Annotated in this window: 11 protein-coding genes; all 11 read left to right on the top strand. The window is 41.7% G+C overall.

Translation table 11 applies throughout. The annotated features are described in order from the left end of the window. Positions 1 to 5 precede the first annotated feature (5 nt). Entirely contained in the window at positions 6 to 611 is a 606-nt protein-coding gene (locus SP4011_RS08595; RefSeq protein WP_338618807.1) for a nitroreductase family protein, read from the top strand. Positions 612 to 623: 12 nt separating this feature from the next. Further along, positions 624 to 2,024 carry a dipeptidase PepV gene (pepV, locus tag SP4011_RS08590; protein ID WP_338618805.1) on the top strand — a complete coding sequence of 467 codons (1,401 nt, stop codon included), beginning with the start codon at positions 624 to 626 and terminating at the stop codon, positions 2,022 to 2,024. A gap of 53 nt (positions 2,025 to 2,077) precedes the next feature. Then, positions 2,078 to 2,656, top strand: a complete 579-nt coding sequence (locus tag SP4011_RS08585; protein WP_338618803.1) for a uracil-DNA glycosylase family protein — start codon at positions 2,078 to 2,080, stop codon at positions 2,654 to 2,656. 205 nt (positions 2,657 to 2,861) lie between these two features. Further along, positions 2,862 to 3,149 (top strand): rhodanese-like domain-containing protein, encoded by a 288-nt coding sequence (locus tag SP4011_RS08580; protein WP_338618802.1) that lies wholly within the window; start codon positions 2,862 to 2,864, stop codon positions 3,147 to 3,149. 171 nt (positions 3,150 to 3,320) lie between these two features. Continuing rightward, positions 3,321 to 4,646 (top strand): branched-chain amino acid transport system II carrier protein, encoded by a 1,326-nt coding sequence (gene brnQ / locus SP4011_RS08575; RefSeq protein WP_338618800.1) that lies wholly within the window; start codon positions 3,321 to 3,323, stop codon positions 4,644 to 4,646. A gap of 203 nt (positions 4,647 to 4,849) precedes the next feature. Next, entirely contained in the window at positions 4,850 to 5,887 is a 1,038-nt protein-coding gene (locus tag SP4011_RS08570; protein ID WP_338618798.1) for a M42 family metallopeptidase, read from the top strand. A 1-nt stretch (position 5,888) separates the two neighbouring features. Next, positions 5,889 to 6,359 (top strand): HIT family protein, encoded by a 471-nt coding sequence (locus tag SP4011_RS08565; RefSeq protein WP_055387826.1) that lies wholly within the window; start codon positions 5,889 to 5,891, stop codon positions 6,357 to 6,359. Between the two features lie 2 nt (positions 6,360 to 6,361). After that, complete coding sequence (gene ldcB, locus SP4011_RS08560; protein WP_055387825.1) at positions 6,362 to 7,078, top strand: LD-carboxypeptidase LdcB/DacB; 717 nt, start codon at positions 6,362 to 6,364, stop codon at positions 7,076 to 7,078. Between the two features lie 122 nt (positions 7,079 to 7,200). Then, positions 7,201 to 7,626, top strand: coding sequence for a 50S ribosomal protein L11 (gene rplK / locus SP4011_RS08555; protein ID WP_001085807.1), 426 nt, complete (start codon positions 7,201 to 7,203; stop codon positions 7,624 to 7,626). A 207-nt stretch (positions 7,627 to 7,833) separates the two neighbouring features. Further along, on the top strand, positions 7,834 to 8,523 hold the full coding sequence (gene rplA, locus SP4011_RS08550) for a 50S ribosomal protein L1 (protein WP_001085675.1): 690 nt from the start codon (positions 7,834 to 7,836) through the stop codon (positions 8,521 to 8,523). Between the two features lie 529 nt (positions 8,524 to 9,052). Next, positions 9,053 to 15,946, top strand: a complete 6,894-nt coding sequence (locus SP4011_RS08545) for a YSIRK-type signal peptide-containing protein (protein ID WP_338618792.1) — start codon at positions 9,053 to 9,055, stop codon at positions 15,944 to 15,946. The last annotated feature ends 249 nt before the right edge of the window (positions 15,947 to 16,195 follow it).

Genomic DNA, 16,195 nt, shown 5'->3' with positions numbered 1-16,195 from the left:
CGATTATGAAATTTCTTGAATTAAATAAAAAACGTCATGCGACTAAGCATTTCACTGATAAGCCAGTTGATCCCAAAGATGTGCGTACGGATATCGAAATTGCAACCTTGGCACCAAGTGCCCACAACAGCCAGCCTTGGAAATTTGTAGTGGTGCGTGAGAAAAATGCCGAACTAGCAAAATTGGCTTACGGTTCAAACTTTGAACAGGTATCATCAGCGCCTGTAACTATTGCCTTGTTTACAGATACAGATTTGGCCAAACGCGCTCGTAAGATCGCCCGTGTCGGTGGTGCTAACAATTTCTCAGAAGAACAACTTCAATACTTCATGAAAAATTTGCCAGCTGAATTTGCCCGTTACAATGAACAACAAGTCAGCGACTACCTAGCCCTTAATGCAGGTTTGGTTGCTATGAATTTGGTTCTGGCTCTTACAGACCAAGGAATCGGATCAAATCTAATTCTTGGTTTTGACAAATCAAAAGTCAATGAAGTTTTGGATATCGAAGACCGCTTCCGCCCAGAACTCTTAATTACAGTGGGTTACACAGACGAGAAATTGGAACCAAGCTACCGCTTGCCAGTAGATGAAATCATCGAGAAAAGATAGAAGGAAGATAATATGACAGCAATTGATTTTACAGCAGAAGTAGAAAAACGCAAAGAAGACCTCTTGGCTGACTTGTTTAGCCTTTTGGAAATCAACTCAGAACGTGATGACAGTAAGGCAGATGCTGAGCATCCATTTGGACCTGGTCCAGTAAAAGCCTTGGAGAAATTCCTTGAAATCGCAGACCGCGATGGCTACCCAACTAAAAATGTTGATAACTACGCAGGACATTTTGAGTTTGGTGATGGAGAAGAAGTTCTCGGCATCTTTGCCCATATGGATGTGGTGCCAGCTGGTAGCGGTTGGGATACAGATCCTTACACACCGACTATCAAAGACGGTCGCCTTTATGCGCGTGGGGCTTCGGACGATAAGGGTCCTACAACAGCTTGTTACTATGGTTTGAAAATCATCAAAGAATTGGGTCTTCCAACTTCTAAGAAAGTTCGCTTTATTGTCGGAACAGACGAAGAATCAGGCTGGGCAGACATGGACTACTACTTCGAGCACGTAGGACTTGCGAAACCAGACTTTGGTTTCTCTCCAGATGCTGAGTTTCCTATCATCAACGGTGAAAAAGGAAATATCACTGAATACCTCCATTTTGCAGGTGAGAATACAGGTGCAGCCCGTCTTCACAGCTTCACAGGTGGATTGCGTGAAAATATGGTACCTGAATCAGCAACAGCAGTCGTTTCAGGTGACTTGGCTGACTTGCAAGCTAAACTAGATGCCTTTGTTGCAGAACACAAACTTAGAGGAGAAATTCAAGAAGAAGTTGGTCAATACAAGGTGACCATCATTGGTAAATCAGCCCACGGTGCTATGCCTGCTTCAGGTGTCAATGGTGCGACTTATCTCGCCCTCTTCCTCAGCCAGTTTGACTTTGCAGGTCCTGCAAAAGACTACCTCGATATCGCTGGTAAGATTCTTTTGAACGACCATGAGGGTGAAAATCTCAAGATTGCTCATGTGGATGAAAAGATGGGTGCTCTTTCTATGAATGCCGGCGTCTTCCGCTTCGATGAAACAAGTGCTGACAATACGATTGCCCTTAACATCCGCTATCCAAAAGGAACAAGTCCAGAACAAATCAAGTCAATCCTTGAAAACTTGCCAGTTGCTTCTGTTAACCTTTCTGAGCACGGTCACACCCCTCACTATGTGCCAATGGAAGATCCACTTGTGCAAACCTTGTTGAATGTCTATGAAAAACAAACAGGACTACAAGGTCATGAGCAAGTTATCGGTGGTGGAACTTTTGGTCGTTTGCTTGAGCGTGGGGTTGCCTACGGTGCCATGTTCCCAGATTCTATTGATACCATGCACCAAGCCAATGAATTTATCGCCTTGGACGATCTCTTCCGCGCAGCAGCAATCTATGCCGAAGCTATTTACGAATTGATCAAATAAAACGATAGAAGTCTGAGATTTTATGCTTGGACTTCTTTTTGGAGGGAAAACAGATGTCTCAAATCGAAAGAATTAAGCAGGCTATCATGGCAGATCCGCAGAATGCCAGCTATACAGAGCGTGGCATTGAGCCTCTCTTTGCAGCGCCAAAGACTGCTCGCATCAATATCATCGGTCAGGCACCTGGACTTAAAACTCAAGAAGCAGGCCTTTACTGGAAAGATAAGAGTGGTGACCGCCTGAGAGACTGGCTAGGTGTGGATGAAGATACCTTTTACAATTCAGGTTATTTTGCTGTTCTGCCTATGGATTTCTACTTTCCAGGGCATGGCAAGTCAGGTGATTTACCGCCACGAGCAGGTTTTGCAGAAAAATGGCATCCGCAGCTCTTGAAAGAATTACCAGATATTCAATTGACCCTCTTGATTGGGCAATATGCCCAAGCCTACTATTTACAGGAGAAAATCAGTGGCAAGGTGACAGAACGGGTAAAACACTACCAGAACTACTTGCCAACCTATTTTCCACTAGTTCACCCCTCGCCGCGCAATCAAATCTGGATGGCCAAAAATCCTTGGTTTGAGGCAGAAGTGGTGCCGGATTTGAAAAAAAGAATTAAAACTATTTTATAGTCAATGAAAATCAAAGAGCAAACTAGGAAGCTAGCCGCAGGCTGCTCAAAGTACAGCTTTGAGGTTGCAGATAAAACTGACGAAGTCAGCTCAAAACACTGTTTTGAGGTTGTGGATAGAACTGACTAAGTCAGTAACCATACCTACGGTAAGGCGACGCTGACGTGGTTTGAAGAGATTTTCGAAGAGTATTAGGAGAAAAAGAATGAAAGAAATTTCCTTTGACGCATTTTACCAGCTTTACCAAAACGACCAACTTTCTCTAGTGGACGTGAGAGAAGTGGATGAGTTTGAAACTCTTCATTTAGAAGGCGCCCAGAATCTTCCTCTGAGTCAATTAGCTGATACCTTTGATCAGTTGGACAAGGACCAGTTACATTATGTCATTTGCAAATCTGGAATGAGATCGGCGCGTGCTTGCCAATTCTTATCAGAACAAGGTTATGAGGTTATCAATGTCCAAGGTGGCATGATGGCTTTTGAAGAACTTTAAACATTAGAATTTTCTCCTGCTTGGTGTGGACTGGGTAGGAGAATTTTATTTTTAGACAATTCTCATTTTTGAGAATCTTGAAAACATTCAATATTTACTTCGTGAAGCTTTTTTCATACTCCTATTCATGATATACTAGGTCAGTATTTTATAAATATGAAGGAGATTTTCATGGCTAAAAAAGGTGCCCTAACAGGTTTGCTCCTGTTTGGAATATTTTTTGGTGCGGGGAACTTGATTTTTCCGCCTTCTCTGGGTGCTCTATCTGGAGAACATTTTCTTCCTGCCATCGCAGGTTTTGTCTTTTCAGGTGTCGGTATCGCCGTCTTGACTCTTATTATTGGAACGCTAAATCCTAAAGGATATATCTATGAGATTTCAACGAAGATAGCGCCTTGGTTTGCGACTCTTTACCTCTCAGTTCTTTACTTGTCAATCGGTCCATTCTTTGCTATCCCACGTACAGCTACAACAGCTTACGAAGTAGGGATTAGCCCCCTTTTGTCGGATGCAAATAAAGGACTTGGCTTGATTGTATTTACGGTTCTGTATTTTGTGGCAGCCTATTTGATTTCGCTTAATCCATCAAAAATCTTGGACCGTATCGGCCGTATTTTAACACCAGTCTTTGCGATTTTGATTGTTATCTTGGTTGTTCTGGGAGCTTTCAAATACGGTGGAACAAGTCCTCAAGCTGCTTCAGCAGCTTATCAAGCTTCTGCCTTTGGTACAGGTTTCCTAGAAGGTTATAATACCTTGGACGCCCTTGCTTCAGTTGCCTTTAGCGTAATCGCAGTTCAAACCTTGAAACAACTTGGATTTTCAAGTAAGAAAGAATACATTTCAACTATTTGGGTTGTTGGTATCGTTGTTGCCCTTGCCTTCAGCGCTCTTTACATCGGTTTAGGTTTCCTTGGAAATCATTTCCCAGTACCAGCTGAAGCGATGAAGGGTGGAACACCAGGTGTTTACATCTTGTCACAAGCGACTCAAGAAATCTTTGGCTCAACAGCCCAACTCTTCCTTGCAGCTATGGTTACCGTAACCTGCTTCACAACAACAGTTGGTTTGATTGTGTCAACAGCTGAGTTCTTTAATGAACGCTTCCCACAAATCAGCTACAAGGTTTATGCGACAGCCTTTACCTTGATTGGATTTGCCATTGCTAATTTGGGCCTTGATGCGATTATCAAGTACTCAATTCCAGTACTGGTTATTTTGTACCCAATCACGATTGCTATCGTTATGATTGTCATTGTCAACAAATTTGTTGCCCTTTCAAAACCAGGTATGCAGTTGACAATTGCTGTTGTTACAGCTATTGCTATTGCAAGCGTACTAGGAAGTTCGTTTAAGGTTGAGTTTCTTGCAAACCTTGTCAACGCTCTTCCTTTTGCTAAAGCATCTCTCCCATGGTTGGTGCCAGCCATCGTAGGAATCTTGCTCTCATTGGTTCTACCAAACAAGCAAGAAAGTGATGTTTTTGAAATGGAATAATCACTAATACTCTTCGAAAATCAAATTCAAACTGCGTCAACGTCGCCTTGTCGTACTCAAGTACAGCCCGCGGCTAGTTTCCTAGTTTGCTCTTTGATTTTCATTGAGTATAAAATCACTTTTGTAGCCAAGTCTACAGGAGTGATTTTCTTTTTTTATCCGATGATAAATGTGTTATAATAGGTAGCAAAAGAGGTGAAGAAATGAATCAAACAGTAGAATATATCAAAGAACTGACAGCCATTGCGTCGCCAACGGGCTTCACTCGGGAGATTTCGGACTATTTAGTCAAGACTCTAGAAGGTTTTGGTTACCAACCGGTTCGCACGGCCAAGGGCGGTGTCAATGTGACCATTAAAGGTCAAAAAGATGAACAACACCGCTATGTGACTGCCCATGTAGATACGCTGGGTGCCATTGTCCGTGCTGTCAAACCAGACGGTCGTCTCAAAATGGACCGTATCGGTGGTTTTCCTTGGAACATGATTGAAGGAGAAAACTGTACCGTTCATGTGGCTAGCACAGGTCAAAAGCTATCAGGTACCATCCTCATCCACCAAACTTCTTGCCATGTCTATAAGGATGCAGGAACTGCAGAACGCACGCAGGACAATATGGAAGTGCGTTTGGACGCCAAAGTAACAAATGAAAAAGAAACTCGTGCCTTGGGGATTGAGGTCGGTGATTTTATCAGCTTCGACCCACGAACTGTCGTAACAGAGACAGGTTTTATCAAGTCTCGTCATTTGGATGACAAGGTCAGCGCAGCGATTTTGCTTGATCTGCTTCGTATTTATAAGGAAGAGAAGATTGAATTGCCCGTAACAACCCATTTTGCTTTTTCAGTTTTTGAAGAAGTGGGACACGGTGCTAATTCTAACATTCCTGATCAGGTAGTAGAATATCTGGCTGTGGATATGGGAGCTATGGGAGATGACCAGCAAACAGATGAGTACACAGTGTCTATTTGTGTCAAGGATGCCTCAGGGCCTTATCACTATGACTTCCGCCAACATTTGGTTGCCTTGGCGAAAGAGCAAGATATTCCATTTAAGTTGGACATCTATCCATTTTATGGATCGGACGCTTCAGCAGCCATGTCCGCAGGGGCAGAGGTTAAACACGCCCTTCTCGGTGCTGGTATCGAGTCTAGTCATTCTTATGAGCGTACTCATATTGACTCGGTGGCCGCAACAGAGCGTATGGTTGATGCTTATCTTAAGAGTGGGTTGGTAGACTAATATGTGCCTGATTTGCCAGAGAATTGACCTCATCAAAGCTGGAGAAAATCCCTATTTTGTCAAAGAGTTGGAAACAGGCTATGTGGTCATTGGAGACCACCAGTATTTTGCAGGCTATAGTCTCTTTCTAGCCAAGGAACATGTCACCGAATTGCACCATTTGAAAAAGGAGACAAGACTACGTTTTCTCGAAGAAATGAGTCTAGTCCAAGAGGCGGTTGCCAAGGCCTTTGCTGCTGAGAAAATGAATATTGAACTTTTAGGAAATGGCGATGCCCATCTTCATTGGCATCTTTTTCCTAGACGAAGAGGTGACATGAATGGTCACGGTCTCAATGGACGTGGGCCAGTCTGGTGGGTCCCCTTTGAAGAAATGACAGCAGAAACCTGCCAAGCAAAACCGGATGAGATTAAAAGATTAGTCAAACGTTTATCGTTAGAAGTAGATAAACTATTAGAAATAAAGGAGTAGAAATGAAAAAAAGATACCTTGTTTTGACAGCCTTGCTAGCCTTGAGTCTAGCAGCTTGTTCACAAGAAAAAGCAAAAAATGAAGATGGAGAAGCTAAGACAGAACAGACAGCCAAAGCTGATGGAACAGTAGGAAGTAAGTCTCAAGGAGCTGCCCAGAAGAAAGCAGAAGTGGTCAATAAAGGAGACTACTACAGCATCCAAGGAAAATACGATGAAATCATCGTAGCCAATAAACACTATCCATTGTCTAAGGACTATAACCCAGGGGAAAATCCAACAGCCAAGGCAGAGTTGGTCAAACTCATCAAAGCGATGCAAGAGGCAGGTTTCCCAATCAGTGATCATTACAGTGGCTTTAGAAGTTATGAAACTCAGACTAAGCTCTATCAAGATTATGTCAATCAAGATGGGAAAGAAGCTGCCGACCGTTATTCTGCCCGTCCTGGCTATAGCGAGCACCAGACAGGTTTAGCCTTTGATGTGATTGGGACTGATGGTGATTTGGTGACAGAAGAAAAAGCGGCCCAATGGCTCTTGGACCATGCGGCTGATTATGGCTTTGTTGTCCGTTATCTCAAAGGTAAGGAAAAGGAAACAGGCTATATGGCTGAGGAATGGCACCTTCGTTATGTCGGAAAAGAAGCTAAAGAAATTGCTGAGAGTGGTCTCAGTTTGGAAGAATACTATGGCTTTGAAGGCGGAGATTACGTCGATTAAAAAATAAACTTTTCTCTTGCAATTCCAGATAAATAGTGTATAATAGATGGGTATGTGAAAAGCATACTTGTGGGAGGTAAAAATCTCTAATTACCGCCAAAACCACAAAGGAGGATTTAAAAATGGCTAAAAAAGTCGAAAAACTTGTAAAATTGCAAATCCCTGCTGGTAAAGCTACACCAGCTCCACCAGTTGGACCTGCTCTTGGTCAGGCTGGTATCAACATCATGGGATTCACAAAAGAGTTCAACGCTCGTACAGCTGACCAAGCTGGTATGATTATTCCAGTTGTTATCTCAGTTTACGAAGATAAATCATTTACTTTCATCACTAAAACACCACCAGCTGCTGTTCTTTTGAAAAAAGCTGCAGGTGTTGAAAAAGGATCAGGTACACCTAACAAAACTAAAGTTGCTACAGTTACTCGTGCGCAAGTACAAGAAATTGCAGAAACTAAGATGCCAGATTTGAACGCAGCAAACGTAGAGTCTGCAATGCGTATGATCGAAGGTACTGCTCGTTCTATGGGATTCACTGTTGTTGACTAATCAATAACACAGTAGAAAATCTCACAGCAGTCTATTAGTTGCTTTTCATACTAGGCAAGTGACTGATACTTGTACTTGGGTACAGCAAGGGAAGTTAAGGCCGTAGGAAAAGGAAAGTAATAGACTGAAAACCCGCAAGACTTCATCATTTCGAGGAGTGACGTGGGAGATGAAAATCGATTGAACCACTTACAAGGAGAATAGAAAATGGCTAAAAAAAGCAAACAACTTCGTGCTGCTCTTGAGAAAATCGACAGCACAAAAGCATACAGCGTAGAAGAAGCTGTAGCACTTGCAAAAGAAACTAACTTTGCAAAATTTGACGCAACTGTAGAAGTTGCTTACAACTTGAACATCGACGTTAAAAAAGCTGACCAACAAATCCGTGGAGCAATGGTATTGCCAAACGGTACTGGTAAAACTTCACGCGTTCTTGTTTTCGCACGTGGTGCAAAAGCTGAAGAAGCAAAAGCTGCTGGTGCAGACTTTGTTGGTGAAGATGACCTTGTTGCTAAAATCAACGACGGTTGGTTGGACTTCGACGTAGTTATCGCTACACCTGATATGATGGCTCTTGTTGGACGTCTTGGACGTGTCCTTGGACCACGTAACTTGATGCCAAACCCTAAAACTGGTACTGTAACGATGGATGTTGCTAAAGCAGTTGAAGAGTCTAAAGGTGGTAAAATCACTTACCGTGCTGACCGTGCAGGTAACGTTCAAGCAATCATCGGTAAAGTATCATTTGAAGCTGAAAAATTGGTTGAAAACTTCAAAGCTTTCAACGAAACAATCCAAAAAGCAAAACCAGCTACAGCTAAAGGAACTTACGTAACAAACTTGACTATCACAACTACTCAAGGTGTTGGTATCAAAGTTGACGTAAACTCACTTTAATCAGTAGTTAAAGTAATGTAAAAAAGTTGAAGACGCTATGTCTCAACTTTTTTTGATTTCAAAATATCTTCTTGTAAGGTAATACTCAATGAAAATCAAAGAGCAAACTAGGAAGCTAGCCGCAGGCTGTACTTGAGTACGGCAAGGTGAAGCTGACGTGGTTTGAAGAGATTTTCGAAGAGTATAAATTTAAGTTACTGCTGTTATTCTTAGGGTCACGTGTTTCAATACAATACTCTTTAAGAATATTTAAATTGGTTTTATACTAAAGTATTGATCATCGTTAATGAAAAATAGAAAGATCTCTAATAAAATTAAAAAAACACTCATTCAAACTCAATAATTATCAGTTATAATACTTGAATGCTATAAATCTAAATGTTATAATAAATTAAAGTGTTTACAATCATATAGCAATCTTTTTAAGATATTCTCCTCTTAATATTACTAAAAAATTTAAGGGGGGCTTTTTATTTGCCCTAATGCTTTAAATCAACACGAATAAAATAAATCAAGGAGGTTGAATCTCATGAAGAGAGGTCAACAAGATTTTAGAACTGAAAGATACCTTCGGTATGGTATTCGTAAGTATAGTTTTGGGGCAGCATCAGTGGCAATTGCGGCTGGTTTGATGTTTCTTGGAGCTGGTGCGGTATCAGCAACAGAAGTAGAAGGAGTTAATGAAACATCTTCAACAACGACTCCAACACCGATCATAGGCGATGAGGGTGCTAATCAAGGTGCTAACTCATCTAAACCCACTACTTATGACGCAGAGCCAGTCCTAACTAGGGACGCTAGTGAAGATACTGCCTCATCCCAAGCTAGCGATGAGAATACCGAAGCAGCGGCAACTAGCTCCTCTAAAGAAACAGTTGCAGATAAGACGGAACTACAATCGAAAATTTTGACCTTACGTACTGCAATCCAGTCGGCTACTAAGGGGACAGACAGTCTAGCTCTTGACTTTGCTAATCAAACATTGACAAGTGCGCAAGCGGTTTTAGAAGCTAAACCAAGTCAAGAAGAGGTCGCTCAGCAAGTCCAAGCCCTAACAAATGCTATTACTGTAATTGCAGAAGCGTCTAGTCAAGCACAAGCTAATCAAGTCGATACAGCAGAAACAAATCAATCATCTGAAAAAGTAGAGTTAGAAAAGCGAGTGTCAGAGGCGGATGTAACCAATCGTTTAGCAAATAGTTTTTTGGAAAAAGAAGCAAATGATTCAAGCCTTTCTGAAGATGTCAAGAGTGCTATTAGAGCTGCCATAGCCAGCAATGCTGCTAAAATTACAGAAGCAAAGGCTGCTTTAGCAAATGGTGATGCGAGTGCCCAAGCCCTTAACCAATCGATGGCAGAATTACAGTCCTCTATTGAAGCTGTCTATGTTACTCTCCGTAAAGCAGGCAAAGAAGAGTTTTCAGTTTCCCTGGACGATGCAGCTCCTGCTGGTGGTGTCATTGTACAACCAAATGCCAAAGATTATATATCCATTCCGCAGGGTGATGGCACTTATAAGATAGTTTCAACAGCTACAGCAGAAGCCTCTGCAACAGGTAAGGATATCTATACCTTTGGTGCAACTGCCGCTACAAGAGGAGATGTCTCAACGGATAGAATCAGTGGAGATATTAGGACTCTGGAAGCAGTCGTGTACTCTCACCAACGGACAGGTACCGATACGAATCCTGGTAACTCAGGTCAAGGAAATAATAATAAAGGTCGAGTGGATTTTCCTCTAACCAAGGAACAAGCAGAAGCCTTGGCTGCAGAAGCTCCCCTCTGGAAAGGAAAACTCCGTGCAGATGGGTCAACAATTTCAACAGGTAATAATGTAGTTTTTGGTGCAGGAGGAGGATATGAATACCTTGCAACCCACATCTATCATTATGTTTATGAGCAAGGTACTGACCGTGTCTATATCGAAAAGATAAAGGGACGATTTAGTGTGACAGAGAAAGCAGCCACAGCTGGCTGGGAGGTTTCAAAGGTAGAGCCGACAAACTTACCAACAGGTTTAACCTATAATGAAGCTACAGATACTATTCAGGGGAAGATTGTGACAGATGGTCTGGCAAATGGGGTATATGATACGCGGATGTATGTGACCTATACCAATAAACAGACCAATGCTACTGTACGTGCAGTGTACCGAAATCTTCGTGGGGGTTGGATTGGTTGGCAAGATACAACTCCACCAAACATTGGAACCAATGGAGAGGTCTTTGAAGGAAAGGTTGGTAAAAGTAGCTTTACCAATGAACAAGGTCACTCTACAAATAGTATTGATATCCACTACTCAGATACTTCAGGTTCTCGTGCTATGTCTGGCGGTGCTAATGTTAGCTATACGCTAGCAGATGGGACGAATGTTACAGTCCGTAATCAATACGGACCAAGTACTACAGGAATCTCGGGTAATATTGTGACAGCTACTGGAACAGCTCGTGCCGTGGATACAGAGATTCCGGGATTGACCTATGCACTAGATGGTAGTAAACCCTTAACTAGTCCTGACGGTGTGACTACGGGTTATACAGGGAAGGCCTTGATTAGTGGGACTCCAACGGAAGCTGGTATTTATTATGTTACAGCCTATGCTAAGGACTGGAACCAGCCAACGGGTGCGAATGGTTGGACAACCCAGGGGCAAGAAACCCATGCAGGTATCACAGTTAAGGTAGCACCGAAAATTGATGTCCTCAACATTGCTGCATATGGAACAGAAGTCCCAGTGACTATCTCTAAAGGAGCTACCTATGCCAAGGTAACCATGCCTGATGGAAGTGTCACAGCACTTGAAAATAGAGAAGGCAAGTGGTATGTTGCCGCGGAGGGAACTACAAATACAGCAGTGACAGCTGGTGAATTAGTCGGAACAGTTGGTGAACAATTTAAATTAAAAGTTACAAGTGAAATGACAGCAACAGCTGGTGTAAATAAGATATCAGTTTATGCTAAAACAGAAGCTGCTACAGCATCCTTGATGCGTTCATCTGTCACACTCCAAGATAATGATAACTCGTCACATGTTGCAACCTTGAATAAAACAAGTGGACGTTGGGAACTACCAGCTGAATATGCGACTGTTAGAACCGATCACGGAGATGGTACTTATGATGTAACGAATAGAGAAGTTTACACCTCTGTGCAAGCGGATGGCTCTATCAAGTTCTATATTTATGCCTATAACCGTAGTTATGATGCTACAGGAAAGGTTACAGCAGTTAATGATGTGACACGTAAAGAAACAGTTTATGCGAGAGAAAATACCTTAGCTACAACAGTTGGGAATGGAACCTATGTAACAGTTTCTTATGATAAAGCTACGAACACATGGTCGTCATCGGATCAGTCAGTAGTGACAGCTACAAAGACAGATGCTGATCATTGGGAAGTATCTACTTCATCAGGATTTTCTGGTGTGGTTAAGGCTACTACAGCAGAATCAACGGATGAAGCTACGATTATCAATAGAAAACCAACCGTTACTTCGACTTCTTATACAACTAAGATGAATACAACTGTAGACTTAGTAGATCGCAGTTTGGACGGAGTAAGTACGGTAACAACTGATGCTCATGTGACAGTAGCTGATGCAGAAGATGACTCACTTCCATCTACAAGTGATGCTGAGAAAACTTTCAAGACTAGTCACAATACCAAGATAACAACTATTACAGTAACTGATCCAAATGGTGGGGTGGTTGCATCTTACACAAAGACTGGTGATGTTCATAATTACCCAGATGCAACAAGCTTAAAATTGACAGAAGTTGGTGTTTATACGGTTACAGTAGATGTTATGGATAGTAATACGAACCTAGTTGATGAGACAAACGTTGGTGAGACAACAGCGGGGACAGATCATGGTGCAAACACATCCACAGCAAGAACAGTCTACACTATTACTGTTACTCCTCTGGATATAGAGGGTCAACCTACGAAATCATTGGCTATTCAAGGACGTCCACAATCAGGTAACCCAACATTTGAGTTTAAAACAGATACCGAAACTGAGACTGAGAAAGAGATTGATCAGGGAACAAAACTCTATAGCCTTGAAGGAGCGATAGATGGCTCTGTAACGGCTACAAAAGATGGTAAGACAATAGGTACTTACAAGATTGATAAAGATACAGGATTGGTCACTTTCATTCCTGAAAAAGACTTTACAGGGGAAGCACCAGCAGTTACAGTACGTTTGACAGTAACATTTGCTAATGATACTACTGGCAACCCACTCACTGCAACTGCGACAGCTACCTACACCCCAACAGTTATTCCAGTAACTCCAAGCTCTGAAGCTTCTAAGACAACTGGGCCGCAAGGACAAGCCCAGACTTCAGTTATTAAGTATGACACTGCAGATACAGACGCTAGCACTGTGAACTTTACTAAAGGTAGTGCTCTGGTTGAAACTGTTGAGAAGTCTGTCGATCTAGATAAAGGAACGGTAACGCTTCTTGATGCCAATGGAACAGAAACTACAACTGTCACAGTGGCAAATCAAGGTACCTACAGTCTAAACAAAGACACCAACACCATCACCTTCCAACCTCTTTCAAGATTTGTAGGCAAGGCGACTCCAGTAACAGTTCAAGTGAAGGATGACAACGGAACAGCGACAACAACGACTTACACTCCAACGGTAACAGCTGTGACTATGACATCTGAAGATGCTACATCGACTGGTATTCAAGGGGCTACTCAAAGTGGAACTCCAGAATTTGAAACATCAGATCCATCAGTAACGATTGCAACACGTCAGTTGCTTGATCCATCAACGATGCAACCAACTACTAGTGTTACAATTGCAAATGAAGGAACATACACAATTGAACCAACAACAGGTCTTGTGACCTTCGTACCAGATCCATCATATAAAAAGAAGGGGACAGGTGTTACTGTTCAAGCAACGGACTCAAATGGTGAAACCTCAACCGCTACCTACACTCCGACAATTACTCCAGTTTCTCTAACGTCGACTGATGTGACATCGAAAGATATTCAAGGGGCAGAACAAGAAGGAACTCCAACCTTTGCCTTGTCAAATGGAGCAGAAGCAACAACGACTATCACAGGCTATAAACTTGTGGATCCAACTACAGGCCAAGCGACAGATGAAACATCTGTAGTTGTTCAATCAGTTGGTAAGTATACAATTGATTCAACGACAGGTAAAGTAACCTTCCAACCAGATGGTGCGTATAAGGGAACACCAGATGCCATCAAAGTTGAAGCAACTGCGACTGTTAAAAATGCCAAGAATGAAACTGCAAGCATTACGAAAGAAGCTATCTACACCCCAACAGTTATTCCAGTAACACCAAGCTCTGAAGCTTCAGAGACAACTGGACCGCAAGGACAAGCCCAGACTTCAGTTATTAAGTATGATACTGCAGATACAGACGCTAGCACTGTGAACTTTACTAAAGGTAGTGCTATGGTTGAAACTGTTGAGAAGTCTGTTGAGCTAGATAAAGGAACGGTAACGCTTCTTGATGCCAATGGAGCAGAAACTACAACTGTCACAGTGGCAGATCAAGGTACCTATAGTCTAAACAAAGACACCAACACCATCACCTTCCAACCTCTTTCAAGCTTTGTAGGCAAGGCAACTCCAGTAACAGTTCAAGTGAAGGATGCCAACGGAATAGCGACAACAACGACTTACACCCCAACGGTAACAGCTGTGACTCCAACAGGTGCTTCATCGGTTACTGAAGGAGCTCGTGGAACTATTCAAACATCTCCTGTAGTATTTGATACGCCAGATCAAGATAATACAACAGTGAACTTTAATAAAGGTCATGAAAAGGTTGAACTTGATAAGTCTACTCTAACATTAGTTGATAAAACTGGTAAAGAAGTGAAAGAAGTTGTAGTTCCAGGAGAAGGAACATATGTACTTAAGGATGGAGTCGTTGAATTTACACCAGAAAAAGATTTTGTAGGCAAGGCAACTCCAGTAACAGTTCAAGTGAAAGACGTCAATGGTAAAGTAGTTTCTGAAACTTATACTCCAACTGTGCGTCCTGTAACGGAGTTTAAAGATACAGATGGGAATGTTGTTTCAGGAAGTACTACAGAAGATGGCAAAGTTGATAAGAAGGACTTCCCAGGTTATAGATTTGTTGAAACTAAAGTTGATGGCAAGGGTAATACTACTCATATCTATGAAAAAGTAACAACAACATTCAAGGATAAGGAAGGCAATCTTATTACTGTTGATAAAGACAACAACCCTGTGAAATCAACGGAAAAAGGAGAAATCCCAGCTAAAACGATCCCAGGTTATAAATTCGTAGAAACGAAGAAATTACCAAATGGCGATATTGAGCATATCTATGAAAAAGTAACAACAACATTCAAGGATAAGGAAGGCAATCTTATTACTGTTGATAAAGATAACAACCCTGTGAAATCAACAGAAGAAGGAGAAACCCCGGCTAAAACGATTCCAGGTTATAAATTCGTAGAGACTAAGAAACTGTCAAATGGAGATATCGAACACATCTACGAAAAAGTAAGTACCTTCTTCAAAGATAAAGAAGGCAAAGAGATTCCAAACTATCCAAGTGAGCCAGGTACAGTAGATAAGAAAGATATTCCAGGCTACCGCTTCGTAGAGACTAAGAAACTGTCAAATGGAGATATCGAACACATCTACGAAAAAGTAAGTACCTTCTTCAAAGATAAAGAAGGCAAAGAGATTCCAAACTATCCAAGTGAGCCAGGTACAGTCGATAAGAAAGATATTCCAGAATACAGATTCGTAGAGACTAAGAAATTACCAAATGGTGATACTGAATATATCTACGAAAAAGTAAGTACCTTCTTCAAAGATAAAGAAGGAAACGAAATTCCTAACTATCCAAGTGAACCGGGAACAGTCGATAAGAAAGACATTCCAGAATACAGATTCGTAGAAACGAAGAAACTGTCAAATGGAGATACTGTTCATGTTTATGAAAAAGTAACACCACCAGCTCCAACACCTTCACCTGTTCCTCAACCAAATCCAGGTAAGCAAAATACAACTACTTGGACTGATGAGAATGGAAATCCATTGAAACCAAGTGAGCCAGGTTCTAAAGAACCGGGAACAATTCCAGGTTACGAATATGTGAAGACTGTGACAGATTCAAATGGAAATATCAGACATATCTTCCGTAAAGTTGAGATGCCAACTCCAACACCGGTTGAACCGACTCAACCAGCACAACCGGTAGAGCCAGCAACTCCAGCAATACCTGAACAGCCATCTAAACCTCAAATGCCAGCAACACCTAAATATGTTGATGGTCAAAAAGAATTGCCTAACACAGGTACAGAAGCTAACGCTAGTCTAGCAGCGCTTGGACTTCTTGGAGCTTTGAGTGGATTTGGACTTCTTGCTCGTAAGAAAAAAGAGGACTAATCTTTCTAATGGGTATAATTTGTTTGCAATGAACAGATTGTTCTTAATGAGGATGGGCAAAAACTTCATTTCAGGATAAAATGAAGCCACAATAAAACGCATAGTATCAAGTTTTCAAGACCTGATATTATGCGTTTTTTAATTTTACAGACTTTTTCGGCCTCACTTATTGTATAGTGAAATGAGATAAAAAATGGACAAATTGATTGGGGGATTTAAACCAATTTCTAACAATGTTTTAGAAAACTC

The sequence above is a fragment of the Streptococcus parapneumoniae genome (assembly GCF_037076355.1).
Classification (GTDB): Bacteria; Bacillota; Bacilli; order Lactobacillales; family Streptococcaceae; genus Streptococcus; species Streptococcus parapneumoniae.
Note: the sequence above shows the minus strand (reverse complement) of the source record. Positions and strands in the feature narration are given on the sequence as shown.

Excerpts from the sequence above, each read along its gene's own strand:
- brnQ (WP_338618800.1), top strand. The coding sequence starts at position 3,321 with ATGGCTAAAAAAGGTGCCCTAACAGGTTTGCTCCTGTTTGGAATATTT.
- rplA (WP_001085675.1), top strand. The coding sequence starts at position 7,834 with ATGGCTAAAAAAAGCAAACAACTTCGTGCTGCTCTTGAGAAAATCGAC.
- SP4011_RS08585 (WP_338618803.1), top strand. The coding sequence starts at position 2,078 with ATGTCTCAAATCGAAAGAATTAAGCAGGCTATCATGGCAGATCCGCAG.
- pepV (WP_338618805.1), top strand. The coding sequence starts at position 624 with ATGACAGCAATTGATTTTACAGCAGAAGTAGAAAAACGCAAAGAAGAC.
- rplK (WP_001085807.1), top strand. The coding sequence starts at position 7,201 with ATGGCTAAAAAAGTCGAAAAACTTGTAAAATTGCAAATCCCTGCTGGT.
- SP4011_RS08565 (WP_055387826.1), top strand. The coding sequence starts at position 5,889 with ATGTGCCTGATTTGCCAGAGAATTGACCTCATCAAAGCTGGAGAAAAT.
- SP4011_RS08545 (WP_338618792.1), top strand. The coding sequence starts at position 9,053 with ATGAAGAGAGGTCAACAAGATTTTAGAACTGAAAGATACCTTCGGTAT.
- SP4011_RS08570 (WP_338618798.1), top strand. The coding sequence starts at position 4,850 with ATGAATCAAACAGTAGAATATATCAAAGAACTGACAGCCATTGCGTCG.
- SP4011_RS08595 (WP_338618807.1), top strand. The coding sequence starts at position 6 with ATGAAATTTCTTGAATTAAATAAAAAACGTCATGCGACTAAGCATTTC.
- ldcB (WP_055387825.1), top strand. The coding sequence starts at position 6,362 with ATGAAAAAAAGATACCTTGTTTTGACAGCCTTGCTAGCCTTGAGTCTA.
- SP4011_RS08580 (WP_338618802.1), top strand. The coding sequence starts at position 2,862 with ATGAAAGAAATTTCCTTTGACGCATTTTACCAGCTTTACCAAAACGAC.